The sequence below is a fragment of the Streptomyces sp. C1-1 genome (assembly GCF_050214755.1).
Taxonomy (GTDB): Bacteria; Actinomycetota; Actinomycetes; order Streptomycetales; family Streptomycetaceae; genus Streptomyces.
In genome coordinates this window covers 4,593,109-4,606,130 of sequence record NZ_CP189826.1, presented here as the reverse complement: position 1 = coordinate 4,606,130, position 13,022 = coordinate 4,593,109, and the positions used below count along the sequence as shown (strand labels likewise).

General features: G+C 72.1%; 13 protein-coding genes. 10 read left to right on the top strand and 3 right to left on the bottom strand.

Annotated elements, in window-relative coordinates:
* Window positions 1–21: 21 nt before the first annotated feature.
* The gene (locus tag ACQF4J_RS21040; RefSeq protein WP_427166482.1) at window positions 22–948 is read right to left on the bottom strand and encodes an HAD family hydrolase; all 927 of its coding nucleotides are present in this window, start codon (window positions 946–948) and stop codon (window positions 22–24) included.
* A gap of 115 nt (window positions 949–1,063) precedes the next feature.
* Between ACQF4J_RS21040 and ACQF4J_RS21035 the strand changes: the two genes are divergently transcribed.
* The 7 genes from ACQF4J_RS21035 (at window position 1,064) to ACQF4J_RS21005 (ending at window position 8,581) form a co-directional block, all read left to right on the top strand.
* On the top strand, window positions 1,064–1,336 hold the full coding sequence (locus ACQF4J_RS21035) for a glutaredoxin family protein (protein WP_351806204.1): 273 nt from the start codon (window positions 1,064–1,066) through the stop codon (window positions 1,334–1,336).
* Window positions 1,337–1,591: 255 nt separating this feature from the next.
* Window positions 1,592–2,356 carry a redox-sensing transcriptional repressor Rex gene (locus ACQF4J_RS21030; protein ID WP_351582678.1) on the top strand — a complete coding sequence of 255 codons (765 nt, stop codon included), beginning with the start codon at window positions 1,592–1,594 and terminating at the stop codon, window positions 2,354–2,356.
* Window positions 2,353–4,122, top strand: a complete 1,770-nt coding sequence (locus ACQF4J_RS21025; protein ID WP_427166481.1) for a glutamyl-tRNA reductase — start codon at window positions 2,353–2,355, stop codon at window positions 4,120–4,122. Before ACQF4J_RS21030 ends, ACQF4J_RS21025 begins: the two co-directional genes overlap by 4 nt.
* Entirely contained in the window at window positions 4,119–5,078 is a 960-nt protein-coding gene (gene hemC, locus ACQF4J_RS21020; protein ID WP_351582675.1) for a hydroxymethylbilane synthase, read from the top strand. Before ACQF4J_RS21025 ends, hemC begins: the two co-directional genes overlap by 4 nt.
* Window positions 5,075–6,781: a bifunctional uroporphyrinogen-III C-methyltransferase/uroporphyrinogen-III synthase gene (locus tag ACQF4J_RS21015; protein ID WP_351582670.1), complete on the top strand. Its 1,707-nt coding sequence runs from the start codon at window positions 5,075–5,077 to the stop codon at window positions 6,779–6,781. Before hemC ends, ACQF4J_RS21015 begins: the two co-directional genes overlap by 4 nt.
* A gap of 145 nt (window positions 6,782–6,926) precedes the next feature.
* Window positions 6,927–7,919, top strand: a complete 993-nt coding sequence (gene hemB / locus ACQF4J_RS21010; protein ID WP_427166479.1) for a porphobilinogen synthase — start codon at window positions 6,927–6,929, stop codon at window positions 7,917–7,919.
* 290 nt (window positions 7,920–8,209) lie between these two features.
* Window positions 8,210–8,581 (top strand): DUF805 domain-containing protein, encoded by a 372-nt coding sequence (locus ACQF4J_RS21005; RefSeq protein ID WP_351582666.1) that lies wholly within the window; start codon window positions 8,210–8,212, stop codon window positions 8,579–8,581.
* On the opposite strand, the gene ACQF4J_RS21000 is transcribed toward ACQF4J_RS21005, so the two are convergent.
* Window positions 8,582–8,869, bottom strand: a complete 288-nt coding sequence (locus tag ACQF4J_RS21000) for a hypothetical protein (protein WP_351582664.1) — start codon at window positions 8,867–8,869, stop codon at window positions 8,582–8,584.
* A gap of 219 nt (window positions 8,870–9,088) precedes the next feature.
* Here ACQF4J_RS21000 and ACQF4J_RS20995 point away from each other — a divergent pair, with 219 nt between their 5' ends.
* From ACQF4J_RS20995 to ACQF4J_RS20985, 3 genes are all read left to right on the top strand, one after another.
* Window positions 9,089–9,991 (top strand): SAM-dependent methyltransferase, encoded by a 903-nt coding sequence (locus tag ACQF4J_RS20995; RefSeq protein ID WP_351582663.1) that lies wholly within the window; start codon window positions 9,089–9,091, stop codon window positions 9,989–9,991.
* Window positions 9,992–10,101: 110 nt separating this feature from the next.
* A complete protein-coding gene (locus tag ACQF4J_RS20990) occupies window positions 10,102–11,307 on the top strand; it encodes a PLP-dependent aminotransferase family protein (RefSeq protein ID WP_427166477.1) in 1,206 nt (401 codons plus the stop codon).
* Between the two features lie 44 nt (window positions 11,308–11,351).
* Entirely contained in the window at window positions 11,352–12,200 is an 849-nt protein-coding gene (locus ACQF4J_RS20985) for an arylamine N-acetyltransferase family protein (protein WP_351806210.1), read from the top strand.
* Between the two features lie 9 nt (window positions 12,201–12,209).
* On the opposite strand, the gene ACQF4J_RS20980 is transcribed toward ACQF4J_RS20985, so the two are convergent.
* Window positions 12,210–12,977 carry a DUF4253 domain-containing protein gene (locus ACQF4J_RS20980; protein WP_351582657.1) on the bottom strand — a complete coding sequence of 256 codons (768 nt, stop codon included), beginning with the start codon at window positions 12,975–12,977 and terminating at the stop codon, window positions 12,210–12,212.
* Window positions 12,978–13,022 lie beyond the last annotated feature (45 nt).

Below are 13,022 nucleotides of genomic sequence, written 5' to 3'. Positions count from 1 at the left end.
TCGACAGTGGTGCGGGTGAACTCAGCGGCGCCGTCGGGTGATGGCGATCGCCGCGGCGGTGCCGCCGGCCACCGCGCCCACGCCCGCCGCCGCCGGGATGCCCACCTTCGCGGCCTTGCGGCCCGTGCGGTAGTCCCGCAGACGCCAGTCCAGACTGCGGGCGTGCTTGCGGAGCTTGGTGTCGGGGTTGATGGCGTACGGGTGGCCGACCAGGGACAGCATCGGGATGTCGTTGTGGCTGTCGCTGTACGCCGCGCAGCGCGAGAGGTCCAGGCCCTCCGCCCCCGCCAGCGCGCGGACCGCCTCCGCCTTCGCCGGGCCGTGCAGGGGTTCGCCGACCAGCTTGCCCGTGTAGACGCCGTCGACCGATTCGGCGACCGTGCCGAGGGCGCCGGTCAGGCCCAGACGGCGGGCGATCACCTGCGCGATCTCCACCGGGGCGGCCGTGACCAGCCAGACCTTCTGACCCGCGTCCAGGTGGGCCTGCGCGAGGGCGCGGGTGCCCGGCCAGATGCGCTCGGCCATGTACTCGTCGTAGATCTCCTCGCCGATGGACTTCAGTTCGGCGACGCGGTGGCCCTTGACGATCGACAGTGCCGAGTCGCGGGCCTCCTGCATGTGTTCCGGGTCCTCGACGCCGGCCAGCCTGAACCATGCCTGCTGCCAGGCGAACTTGGCGAGGTCGCGGGTCTCGAAGAACTTGCGCTTGTAGAGCCCGCGGCCGAAGTGGAAGAGGGCGGCACCCTGCATGACGGTGTTGTCCAGGTCGAAGAAGGCGGCTGCCTTGTCGTCCCCCAGCACCGGGAACTCCGGTTCCTCGACGGCGAGGTCGGGGGTCTCCGAGTCCTGCGACGACTTGCGGGCGGCCTCGGCCGAGGCCTCGCCTGCCAACACGCTCCGCGCCGTGGAGGAGCGCCTACGGGGAGTGAGCCATCCTAGAGCGGCCATGCCCGTGAGCATAGCCAGTTTGTTCGGTGACTTCGGAGTCGAGAGGTTTGGAGGTTGTGAACTCTGGGCGGCCTGGCCGTTAAACAAGCGATCCGGCGCCGCCACAATGGCTCGTATGAGTCCCATTTTTCGGCGGAAGGCGCCGGACCCGCAGGAGCGAGTGGTCACCCTGGTCCGGAAGGAGGGTTGTCATCTGTGTGATGACGCACAAGTTGTGGTGGAGAAGGTGTGCAGCGAGCTCGGTGTGACGTGGGAGGAGAAGGACATCGCGCTCGATCCACAACTCCATGACCAGTACTGGGAGCAGATTCCGGTCGTCCTGATCGACGGCGCCCAGCACACCTTCTGGCGCGTCGACGAGACGCGGCTGCGCAAGGCGCTCGCTTAGGATCGAAGGCGTCTGGTCTCGGGGGCGGGGATTCGAAGAGGAGCGTGTGCGGTCTTGCCCCCAAGAAAAGAGGAACGGGTGTGTGCGTGCGCCGGTTCCGCGCCGGTGCGCCGGGGGCGCGTGACCCCGGTCACGTTGGCCGGGCAAATCGGACACCATCTTTGTGCACGCGTTCACAAAGACATAGCCTGCATTCGACGGGGCGGTCCAGGAACGTGTGACCGCCTGCAGCCCCGCTCTACCCGCAGGAGCACCGTGGCAACTGGCCGAACTCACCGACCGGCGACCCGTAGCCGAGGGATTCCCGAGGCCACCGTCGCCAGGCTTCCGCTGTACCTCCGAGCGCTGACCGCACTGTCGGAGCGCTCGGTACCCACGGTCTCCTCCGAGGAGCTCGCGGCCGCCGCGGGGGTCAACTCCGCCAAGCTGCGCAAGGACTTCTCCTACCTGGGGTCGTACGGCACCAGGGGCGTCGGCTACGACGTCGAGTACCTCGTCTACCAGATCTCGCGCGAGCTGGGGCTCACCCAGGACTGGCCGGTCGTCATCGTCGGTATCGGTAACCTCGGCGCCGCGCTCGCCAACTACGGCGGGTTCGCCTCCCGTGGCTTCCGGGTGGCCGCGCTCATCGACGCCGACCCGGCCATGGCGGGCAAGCCGGTCGCGGGCATCCCCGTGCAGCACACCGACGACCTCGAGAAGATCATCGAGGACAACGGCGTGAGCATCGGCGTGATCGCCACCCCCGCCGGCGCCGCCCAGCAGGTCTGCGACCGGCTCGTCGCGGCCGGCGTCACCTCCATCCTGAACTTCGCGCCGACCGTGCTGTCCGTCCCGGACGGGGTCGACGTACGCAAGGTGGATCTGTCGATCGAGCTGCAGATCCTCGCCTTCCACGAGCAGCGCAAGGCCGGCGAGGAGGGCGCTGCCGGTGACGGCGCGCACCCGGCCGCCGCCGCCCGCAAGCAGTCCGCCGACCAGGGGCCAGACGGGGACGTCCCCGCCGTGATGCCGGCATGAGTCTCCTCGTCGTCGGGCTGAGCCACCGCAGTGCGCCGGTCAGCGTCCTGGAGCGGGCGGCGCTGCACCCGGACGCCCAGGTCAAGCTGTTGCAGGACACGGTCGCCGCCGAACCGGCCACCGAGGCCGCGGTGCTGGCCACCTGCAACCGCATCGAGCTGTACGCCGACGTCGACAAGTTCCACGCCGGTGTCGCCGAGCTGTCCACGCTTCTCGCCCAGCACAGCGGGGTGGGGCTGGAGGAGCTCACGCCCTATCTGTACGTCCACTACGAGGACCGGGCGGTTCACCACCTGTTCTCCGTGGCCTGCGGGCTCGACTCCATGGTCGTCGGCGAGGGGCAGATCCTCGGGCAGATAAAGGACTCGCTGGGCAAGGCGCAGGACCTGCACACCGCCGGGCGGCTGCTGAACGACCTCTTCCAGCAGGCGCTGCGGGTCGGCAAGCGGGCCCACTCCGAGACCGGGATCGACCGGGCCGGGCAGTCGCTGGTCACCTTCGGGCTGCAGCAGCTGGCCTTCGGCGCGGACGTCCAGGACTGGGCGCGGGGCAAGCGGGCGCTGGTCATCGGCGCCGGTTCGATGTCCTCGCTGGCCGCCGCGACGCTCGCGCGGGCCGGTGTGGCGGAGGTCGTGGTCGCCAACCGGACCGGGGAGCGGGCGGAGCGGCTCGCGCAGATACTCGCCGACGGCGACGATACGGACGTGCTGGCCCGGGCGGTACCGATGAACGCGGTGCCGGGCGAGCTGACACGTACCGATGTCGTCGTCTCCTGCACGGGGGCCACGGGGCTGGTTCTGACCGCTGAGACCGTGGCGACGGCGGTGCGGGGCCGTGTCGGTGACGGCGCGCCGGAGGTTGCCGCCGGCCGGGGGTCGGACGCGCGACTCGGCGCCGGTGAGGTGCCGCCCCTCCGCGGGTCGGCAGCCGCCCCGGGCGGCACGAACTCCCGTGGGTCGGCGGGTGTGGCCGCCGACGAGAACTGTCCGCTCGACCTCCCCGCCGTGCAGGCCGCCCCCGGTTTCTCCATGCTCGGTGAGGCTGCCGTCGCCGGGATGCCCGCGGCCGAACTGGAGCAGCACGCGGCGTGGGTGGACAACGCGCCGGGGCCGCAGGCGACCGGGCCGGCCACCGTGCTCGACCCCGCCGAGGAGGCCGAGGCCATCGCCGCGCTCGCGGCCCTCGCCGTCACCGTCGGCCGCATCCCCGAGCGCCGTAAGCCCGAGCCCGTCGCCGAGGCCCCACGGCCCGCGCCCGTGCTCTTCGTGCTCGACCTCGCCATGCCGCGGGACGTCGACGCGGCCGTGCACCGCCTGACCGGGGTGCGGCTGGTCGACATCGAGTCCCTCGCCGAGGCCTCCGCGGACGCGCCGATGGCCGCCGACGTCGACCAGGTGCGACGGATCGTGGCCGACGAGGTCGCCGCCTTCGGGGCGGCGCTCAGGGCCGCGCACATCACGCCCACCGTCGTGGCCCTGCGGACCATGGCCGCCGACGTGGTGGCCGGTGAGATCGCACGGCTGGAGGGGCGGCTGCCCGGCCTCGACGACAAGCACCGCGCCGAGATCACGCAGACCGTCAAGCGCGTCGTGGACAAACTGCTCCACGCGCCGACCGTGCGCGTCAAGCAACTCGCCGCCGAACCGGGCGGCGCGGGGTACGCGGATGCCCTGCGCACCCTGTTCGACCTCGACCAGGAGACGGTGGCCGCCGTCTCCCGGGCCGACAACGACTCTGAGAACAGCAAGAACCGAGGGCCAGCATGAGTAGCAAGGCACTGAGGCTCGGGACCAGGCGGAGCAGACTCGCCATGGCCCAGTCCGGGCAAGTCGCGGACGCCGTGAGCCAGGTGACCGGCCGGCCCGTCGAGCTCGTCGAGATCACCACCTACGGCGACACCTCGCGCGAGCACCTCGCGCAGATCGGCGGCACGGGAGTCTTCGTCACCGCGCTGCGGGACGCGCTGCTCAGGGGTGAGGTCGACTTCGCGGTTCATTCGCTCAAGGACCTGCCCACCGCGCAGCCCGAGGGGCTGGCGCTCGCCGCCGTACCGGAGCGCGAGGACCCCAGGGACGTCATCGTCGCCCGGGACGCGCTGAAGTTCACCGACCTGCCCCGCGGGGCGCGGATCGGGACCGGCTCGCCGCGGCGGATGGCCCAGCTGAACTCGTACGCGCGCAGCCACGGGCTCGACATACGGACGGTGCCGATACGGGGGAACGTCGACACCCGCATCGGATACGTGCGGGACGGTGAACTGGACGCCGTGGTGCTGGCCGCCGCCGGCCTCAACCGCATCGGCCGCATCGACGAGGTGACCGACTTCCTGTCGGTCGACACGGTTCTGCCCGCCCCCGGCCAGGGGGCACTGGCGATCGAGTGCGCCGCGGACAACGCGGACCTGATCGCCGCGCTCGGCGCGCTCGACGACCCGTTCACCCGGGCCGCCGTGACCGCCGAGCGGTCACTGCTCGCCGCCCTGGAGGCCGGCTGCAGCGCCCCGGTGGGCGCGCTGGCCGACCTTCTGGCCGACGGGCAGATTGTCAACGAAATGCGCCTGCGCGGGATAGTCGGCACGACCGACGGCTCGCGCACGGTGCAGCTGTCCACCACCGGTCCCGTGCCCGAGACGTACGACCAGGCAATGGCGCTCGGTCGCGAACTCGCTGCCGAGATGCTTGCCCAGGGCGCGGCCGGTCTGATGGGGGAGCGAGCACAGTGAGCCCCACCACCCTTCCCGCCGGCCTCGATCACGGGCACGTCACCTTCCTGGGCGCCGGACCCGGGGATCCGGGACTGCTGACTCTGCGCGCCGTGGAGGCGCTCGCGACCGCGGACGTCCTCGTCGCCGAGGGCGACGTGCTCGACGTGGTGCGCCAGCACGCCCGACACGGCGTCACCGAGGTGCACACGGACGGGGGTCCTTCGTCGGACCTCGTTCCGGGCACGGGCACACCTCAGCTGGCGGTTGTTGACGGTGCGTCAACAACCGCTGGGGCCCCCGCGGTACGGGATGCCGCACATCTTGTCATGGAGGCCGCGCGGGGCGGCAGGCGGGTCGTCCGTGCGGTGTCCGGGGACCCTGGCCTGGACGCTTACGCCGCCGAGGAGATGCTCGCCTGCGCCCGCGCCGGTGTGCCCTTCGAGGTCGTGCCGGGTGTCGCAGCGGCCGTGGGCGTGCCCGCGTACGCCGGTGTCCCGCTGCGCGACGCCGAGGGCGCGGACGTGCGGTTCGTGGACGCCCGTACCGCCTCCGACCGGTGCTGGAGCGAGGTCGGTGCCTCCGACGGGACGGTGGTCGTCTCGACGACGCTGGACTCCGTGGGCGCGGCCGCCGGCGAACTGGTGTCCGCCGGACGCAAGCCCGACACCCCGATGACCGTGACGGTGGCCGGTACGACCACGCGGCAGCGGACCTGGACGGCGACCCTGGGCACCATCGCGCAGACGCTGAAGCAGGCGAAGGTGCTGCCCTCGCCGGACGGCGGCCGGCCGGTGATAGTCGTGGTCGGCGAGCGTTCCGCCGCCGCCCAGCGCGACCAGCTGTCGTGGTTCGAGAACAAGCCGCTGTTCGGCTGGAAGGTCCTCGTGCCGCGTACGAAGGAGCAGGCGGCGTCGCTCTCCGACCAGCTGCGGTCCTACGGGGCCGTGCCGCACGAGGTCCCGACGATCGCCGTGGAGCCGCCGCGCACGCCCCAGCAGATGGAGCGGGCCGTGAAGGGGCTCGTCACCGGGCGGTACGAGTGGATCGCCTTCACGTCGGTCAACGCGGTCAAGGCCGTGCGGGAGAAGTTCGAGGAGTACGGGCTCGACGCGCGCGCCTTCGCGGGGATCAAGGTCGCCGCGGTGGGCGAACAGACCGCCAGGGCGCTGGTCGCCTTCGGCGTGAAGCCGGACCTGGTGCCGTCGGGGGAGCAGTCCGCCGCGGGGCTCCTGGAGGACTGGCCGCCGTACGACCCCGTCTTCGACCCGATCGACCGGGTGTTCCTGCCACGGGCGGACATCGCCACGGAGACCCTCGTCGCCGGGCTCATCGAGCTGGGCTGGGAGGTCGACGACGTCACGGCCTATCGGACCGTGCGGGCCTCGCCGCCGCCGGCGGAGACGCGGGAGGCGATCAAGGGCGGTGGCTTCGACGCCGTTCTGTTCACCTCGTCGTCGACCGTGCGGAACCTGGTGGGGATCGCCGGGAAGCCGCACAACGTGACCGTCATCGCGTGCATCGGGCCCGCCACGGCGAAGACCGCCGAGGAGCACGGGCTGCGGGTGGACGTGATGGCTCCCGAGCCGTCCGTGCACAAGCTGGCGGAGGCGTTGGCCGACTTCGGGCTGCGGCGGCGGGCCGCGGCGGTGGAGAGCGGTGACGCGGTGACGCGGCCGAGTGAGCGGCGGCCGGGGGCGCGGCGGCGTCGGACGACCACGTGAGGTCGGTGGGGGTGCGGTCCTGGGGGCTGCGCCCCCAGACCCCCGCTTCGGCCCTTCGGGCCTCGTCCTCGAACGCCGGACGGGCTCAAATGCCGCCGACGTTCCGTCGGCAAAGGGGCCCCTGGGCCGGGCGTAGCGTAGAGGTATGACGAAGTACGGATCCTTTCCCGGTACGCGTCCGCGGCGGCTGCGCACCACCCCCGCCATGCGCCGTATGGTCGCCGAGACGCGGCTGCACCCGGCGGACTTCATCCTCCCGGCGTTCGTGCGCGAGGGCGTGAGCGAGCCCGTGCCGATCGCGGCGATGCCCGGGGTCGTGCAGCACACCCGGGACAGTCTGAAGAAGGCGGCCGCCGAGGCCGTGGAGGCCGGGATCTCGGGGATCATGCTCTTCGGGGTGCCGGAGGGGTCGAAGAAGGACGCCCTCGGTACTCCGGGCACCGACCCCGACGGAATTCTGCAGGTCGCCATCCGGGACGTGCGGGCCGAGGTCGGTGACGACCTGCTCGTCATGTCCGACCTGTGCCTCGACGAGACGACGGATCACGGTCACTGCGGGGTGCTCGACGAGCAGGGCCGCGTGGACAACGACGCGACGCTCGAGCGGTACGCCGAGATGGCCCAGGTGCAGGCGGACGCCGGCGCCCATGTCGTGGGCCCCAGCGGGATGATGGACGGGCAGATCGGGGTCGTCCGGGACGCGCTCGACCAGATCGGGCGGGAGGACGTGGCGATCCTCGCCTACACCGCCAAGTACGCCTCCGCGTTCTACGGGCCGTTCCGTGAGGCCGTGGGCTCCTCGCTGCGGGGGGACCGGAAGACGTATCAGCAGGACCCCGCCAACGCGCGGGAGTCGCTGCGGGAGCTGGCGCTGGACCTGGAGGAGGGCGCCGACATGGTGATGGTCAAGCCCGCCGGGCCCTACCTGGACATCCTGGCGCGGGTCGCCGACTCGGTGGACGTGCCGGTGGCCGCGTACCAGATCTCCGGTGAGTACTCGATGATCGAGGCCGCCGCCGAGAAGGGCTGGATCGACCGGGACCGGGCCATCCTGGAGGCCCTCACCGGCATCAAGCGGGCCGGCGCGCAGAACATCCTCACGTACTGGGCGACCGAAGTGGCGCAAAGGTTGCACTGATCCGGGCTACGGAAGGGGATACGTCAGGCCTCGAATCGGCCACCGACCGGCATCGGAACGCATTCGGTTCGGCAACGGTAGCAACTCGGATTCGTGAACTGGCGTCCCCCTTCCCGCGTTTTCCCCCGGTCTGCGGGGATTCTGGAACCGATCCGCAGTGCATCTGTCCGAAAAGTGCTCAACCGGTGCGTCCGCGTACCGAATTGACGAGTTCTCGTCAGTGTCCCTACCTTCTGCGCCTGACCTGATCCGTTCCGGATGGTCCGAACGTCGATCCCTGGGGGACACAAGTGAGCTGGTTCATCGAGGCACTGAAGAAGTACGCCGTGTTCAGCGGGCGCTCGCGCCGCAAGGAATACTGGATGTACGCGCTGTTCGTCGGCATCATCTACGTGGTTCTGGCCGGCATCGCCGCCGCGTCGAAGACCCCGGCCCTCTTCGCCCTCCTCGGCATCTTCTACCTCGGCATCCTGCTGCCCAGCCTCGCCGTCGGCGTCCGTCGTCTGCACGACACGGGCCGCTCCGGCTGGTGGCTGCTGATCGGCCTCGTCCCGGCCGTCGGCGGCATCGTGCTGCTGGTCTTCACCTGCCTCGACAGCCAGCCGGGCCCGAACCAGTACGGCCCGAACCCGAAGGAAGCGCCCGTCGCGTATGCGGGCTGATCACCGCGCCTCGAGGCCGTCCGGTCGGTGTTCCCGACCGGGCGGCCTCTTCGCGTGCCCGGGGACCGGATGCCGCAGTTGCTGCGCGTGACTGGTCGCCGGGCCCTCGTCGCGCACTCCTGTGCCGTCCTTGCATCCCGTCGCTCCGAGCGCGACGAGCGCGAGGACGGCGGCGGCGAGCAGACGGCGGATGCGGGAGGCTCGGGCGGACATGGCGGTGCGGGCCTTTCCGTGGGGGTGCTGGGGGTGCCGGGGCCGGCGGTGTCCAGCCTGAGCGGTGATCTCCATGCGGCGCCACACCTCGCGCGGGATTCGGGACGGCGATCCCGTGGGACCACCTCTGACCTGCGGGGACGCGGTGTCCCGCGGGGGTGTCGTGGGACGGCTTCCGGGCCCTTCCCCGGCTCGTCCCGCGACCCGTTGCCGTGAGTCGTGCGGTCGGGCACCATCAACTCCGCTCGGGAGTTAGCTTGTTGACGACCGCCCCTACTCTTCAGGGAGACGCCCGTGCCCGGTGACGCGTTGAGTCAGGACCCCGCGCTGCTCAGAGGACGTATCGACACCACCAAGGCGCATCCCGCCCGCGTCTACGACGTCTTCCTCGGCGGCAAGGACAACTACCCGGTCGACCGCGCCGCGGCCGCCGCGGCGCTCGCCGCCAACCCGCGCGGCTACCTCGACGTACGGCACAACCGCGACTTCATGCGCCGGGCGGTGACCCGGCTGGCGGGCGAGCAGGGCATCCGGCAGTTCCTCGACATCGGCACCGGGCTGCCCACCGCGGAGAACGTCCACCAGATCGCCCAGGACATCGCCCCCGAGTCCCGGATCGTGTACGTCGACAACGACCCGGTGGTCCTGGCGCACGCCCGCGCGCTGCTCACCAGCAGCCCCGAGGGCCGTACCGACTACGTCGACGCGGACCTGCGCCGGCCGGACGAGATCCTCGAACAGGCCGCCAAGACAATCGACTTCGGTGAGCCGGTCGCGCTGCTGCTGGTGGCGATCCTGCACTTCGTCGAGGACGCGGAGGCCTACCCGCTGGTGCGTGAGCTGATGGAGGCGTTGCCGGCCGGCAGCCACCTGGTGCTCAGTCACCTCACCGACGAGATGCACCCCGAGCCGGCCCGGGCGGTCCAGCGGACCTACACCGAGCGCGGGTTCACCTTCGTGTTCCGCTCCCGGACCGAGGTCGAGCGGTTCTTCGACGAGGCCTCGGGGGTCACCCTGGACGAGCCGGGCGTCGTCCCCGTCCACCGCTGGCACCCGGGCCCGGCGCCCGCCCCGCCGGCCGTGGAGGCGGCGTACTTCGACTCCCTCGACGACATCGAGAAGATCCGCTACCGCGACATCAACGACGTGACGGACGACGACATCAACGTGTACGGGGCGAGCGGCCGCAAGGCCTGAGTCGGCGAGCCCCGGGGCGGGCAAGGGCGTCCGGATCGCGGAACACCGGGTGTAGAGGGCATCTTTCTTCCTAAGCTGCGGTCACGAAACTTGGCAGAGGGAGCCGCATCATGACCGTCGTCCCACCCGTCTCCGTCCCGCTTCCGCCGCTCGCCGCGCGGGCCCGGACGGTCGGCGGTTCGCCGGTACGGGACATCCTCGCCGTCACCGCCCGCCCCGAGGTGATCAACTTCGCGGGCGGACTGCCGGCGCCGGAGCTGTTCGACGCGGAGGGGATCGCGGAGGCGTTCCGGGCGGTGCTGGCCGATGACGCCGGGCGGGCGCTGCAGTACTCCACGACCGAGGGCGAACCGCTGCTGCGGGCGGCGCTGGCCGGCCGTATGTCGGCACGCGGGCTGCCCACGGACGCCGACGACGTCCTCGTCACCACGGGGTCCCAGCAGGCACTGTCGCTGCTCGCGGCCGCCCTGCTGGAGCCCGGCGACACGGTCCTGGTGGAAAGCCCCTGCTATCTCGCGGCACTTCAGGCCTTCGGGCTCGCCGGTGCCCGGATCGTGCCGGTGCCCGGCGACGAGCAGGGCGTGGACCCCGTGGCGCTGGAGGAACTGGTCCTGCGCGAACGCCCGAAGCTGCTCTACACCGTCCCCACCTTCCAGAATCCGACCGGTCGCACCATGCCCGCCGGCCGCCGGGCCGCGATCGCCGAGGTGGCGGAGCGGTGCGGGTTGTGGATCGTCGAGGACGACCCGTACGGCGAACTCCGCTTCGAGGGTGAGCGGGCACCGTGGATCGCCTCCTACGAGGGGGCCGCCGAGCGGGTCGTGCTGCTCGGCTCCTTCTCCAAGGTCATGGCGCCCGGCCTGCGCCTGGGCTGGCTGCGGGCGCCCGCGGGGCTGCGCCGGGCCTGCGCGGTCGCCAAGCAGGCGGCCGACCTGCACACTCCGACCGTCAACCAGCTCGCCGCGGCCAGGTATCTGGCCGAGCGGGATCTGGACGCGCATGTCGCCCGGGTCGCCGGGGTCTACCGCGAGCGGCGGGACGCGATGCTGGCGGGCCTGGCGGACGCGCTGCCGGTCGGCTCGACGTGGTCCCGCCCCGAGGGCGGCATGTTCCTGTGGGCCCGGCTCCCGGAGCCGTACGACACGACGGCCCTGCTGCCCCAGGTGGTCCGCCACGACGTCGCCTACGTGCCCGGAGCCCCCTTCTACGCCGGCACCCCCGACCCCACGACCCTCCGCCTGTGCTTCGTGACCCAGACCCCGCGGGAGATCGGCGAGGGCCTGAGGAGGCTGGGGGAGGGGCTGCGGGCGGTCTGACGGGTTCCTTCGCCTCGCCGGGCGGCTGTTCGTAGGGTCGGGGCATGGTGTGTTCGGGGAAGTTCGATCTTGATGGCTACCTTCGGAGGATCGGGTGGGAGGGGGAGTCGCGGGCCGATCCGGGGACCTTGCGCGGGGTGCATCTCGCGCATCTGCGGGGGATTCCGTTCGAGAATCTCGATGCCCTGCGGCGGAGGGCGCCCTCGCTGGAACTCGGCGATCTGACGGCCAAGCTGGTGGCCGGCCCGCGTGGGGGTTACTGCTATGAGCACAACACCCTGTTCGCCGCCGCGCTGGAGGCGCTGGGGTTCGGGGTGACCCGGCTGGCGGCGCGGGTGGTCGTGGGCGCGGACCGGGTAGGGAGCCGGCCGCGTACGCATATGGCGCTGCTGGTGGAGGTGCCGGGTCGGCCGGGGCCGTATCTGGCCGACGTGGGGTTCGGGGCGATCGGGGCGCTGCTGGAGCCGGTGCCGCTGGTCGCCGGAACGGAGTTCGAGGGCGCCGGGCGACGGCACCGGCTGGTGACCGTGGAGCATCCGGGGCCGCTGGAGCTGTGGGTGCTCCAGGCGTACGGCGAGGCAAAGGGCGGCGTCGCGTCAGACGGGCCCTGGCAGGCACAGTACGCGTTCACCCTGGAGCCGTTCGAGCACGCCGACTTCGAGGTCGTCAACTGGCACATCGGCACCAACCCGCGCTCGCCGTTCACGCAGCGGCTGTACGTGCAGAGCGTGAGCGCGGAGCGGCATCTCCTGCTGCACGGCCGGGTGCTGACCGAGACGCGGGCCGACGGTGCCGTGCGCGAGCGGGAGTTGACGGACGAGGACGAGGCCCGGCGGCTGCTGGAGGAGGAGTTCGGGATCGTCGTGCCCGACGGGACGGCGCTGCTCGGGTGAGCCGGCCGGTCAGTCCCACCAGAAGTGCCAGGACGGCCGGCCGAGGAGCTGCTGTTCGGCGTATGCGGTGAGGGTGCCGGGGCCCTGGAGGACGTTGTCCGGGCAGAACGCGAAGTGCTCGGCGGCCAGGGCCTCCGCCTCGGCGAGCGTGGTGGGCGGCGCGGCGACGGAGACCAGCAGATGGGCGAAGCCTAGGGCGACGACCCGTGCGCCGTAGCGGTCCTCCCAGGAGCGGAGCACCGCGCACAGCCGGGCCACGTCATCGTCGTGGTTCGCCGGGCCCGTCCAGCCGATCGCCGCGGGGATGTCCGCGCTGCGGCGGGCCGGGACGAGGGCGAGACGGGGTTCCTTGAACGAGCCGGTGCCGCCCGCGGCCACGGCGTCCGCGAGCGCGGAGGCGGCGGCGTCGGGGGCGGTGACGTCCGCGGCGGGTGCCAGGCCCGGCCACTCCTCGCCGTCCGCCGCGCACTCCTCCCAGAGCTCCGCCAGCACGTCCTGCGGATCGTGGTCCCCGGGGTAGGAGACCTCGCCGGGCGCCAACTCCCAGTCCCGCGGCCCCCCGAGGTCACCACCGGCCTCCACGAGCACGGGCAGCAGACCGGCCGCCGGCGCCGTGTGCCGCACCGCGTCCCAGCCGCCGGGCGCCGCCTGCTCGTCCGCGAGCCACAGCAGGGGTTCGTGCCAGGGCCCCGCGTCGGTCTCGTCGACCAGCCGGCCGGGCGGGAGTTCGAGGCCGAGGGCGTCGAGCCGGGGGAGCGGGTTGGGGAGTGTCGCCATGCCGGAGACTGTAGGGGCCGGCACTGACAACGGCCGCACCGACCG

Coding starts and splice junctions, on each gene's coding strand:
- ACQF4J_RS21040 (WP_427166482.1), bottom strand. CDS start 948: ATGGCCGCTCTAGGATGGCTCACTCCCCGTAGGCGCTCCTCCACGGCG.
- hemC (WP_351582675.1), top strand. CDS start 4,119: ATGAGTAGCAAGGCACTGAGGCTCGGGACCAGGCGGAGCAGACTCGCC.
- ACQF4J_RS20990 (WP_427166477.1), top strand. CDS start 10,102: ATGACCGTCGTCCCACCCGTCTCCGTCCCGCTTCCGCCGCTCGCCGCG.
- ACQF4J_RS21025 (WP_427166481.1), top strand. CDS start 2,353: ATGAGTCTCCTCGTCGTCGGGCTGAGCCACCGCAGTGCGCCGGTCAGC.
- ACQF4J_RS21035 (WP_351806204.1), top strand. CDS start 1,064: ATGAGTCCCATTTTTCGGCGGAAGGCGCCGGACCCGCAGGAGCGAGTG.
- ACQF4J_RS21000 (WP_351582664.1), bottom strand. CDS start 8,869: ATGGAGATCACCGCTCAGGCTGGACACCGCCGGCCCCGGCACCCCCAG.
- ACQF4J_RS20980 (WP_351582657.1), bottom strand. CDS start 12,977: ATGGCGACACTCCCCAACCCGCTCCCCCGGCTCGACGCCCTCGGCCTC.
- hemB (WP_427166479.1), top strand. CDS start 6,927: ATGACGAAGTACGGATCCTTTCCCGGTACGCGTCCGCGGCGGCTGCGC.
- ACQF4J_RS20985 (WP_351806210.1), top strand. CDS start 11,352: ATGGTGTGTTCGGGGAAGTTCGATCTTGATGGCTACCTTCGGAGGATC.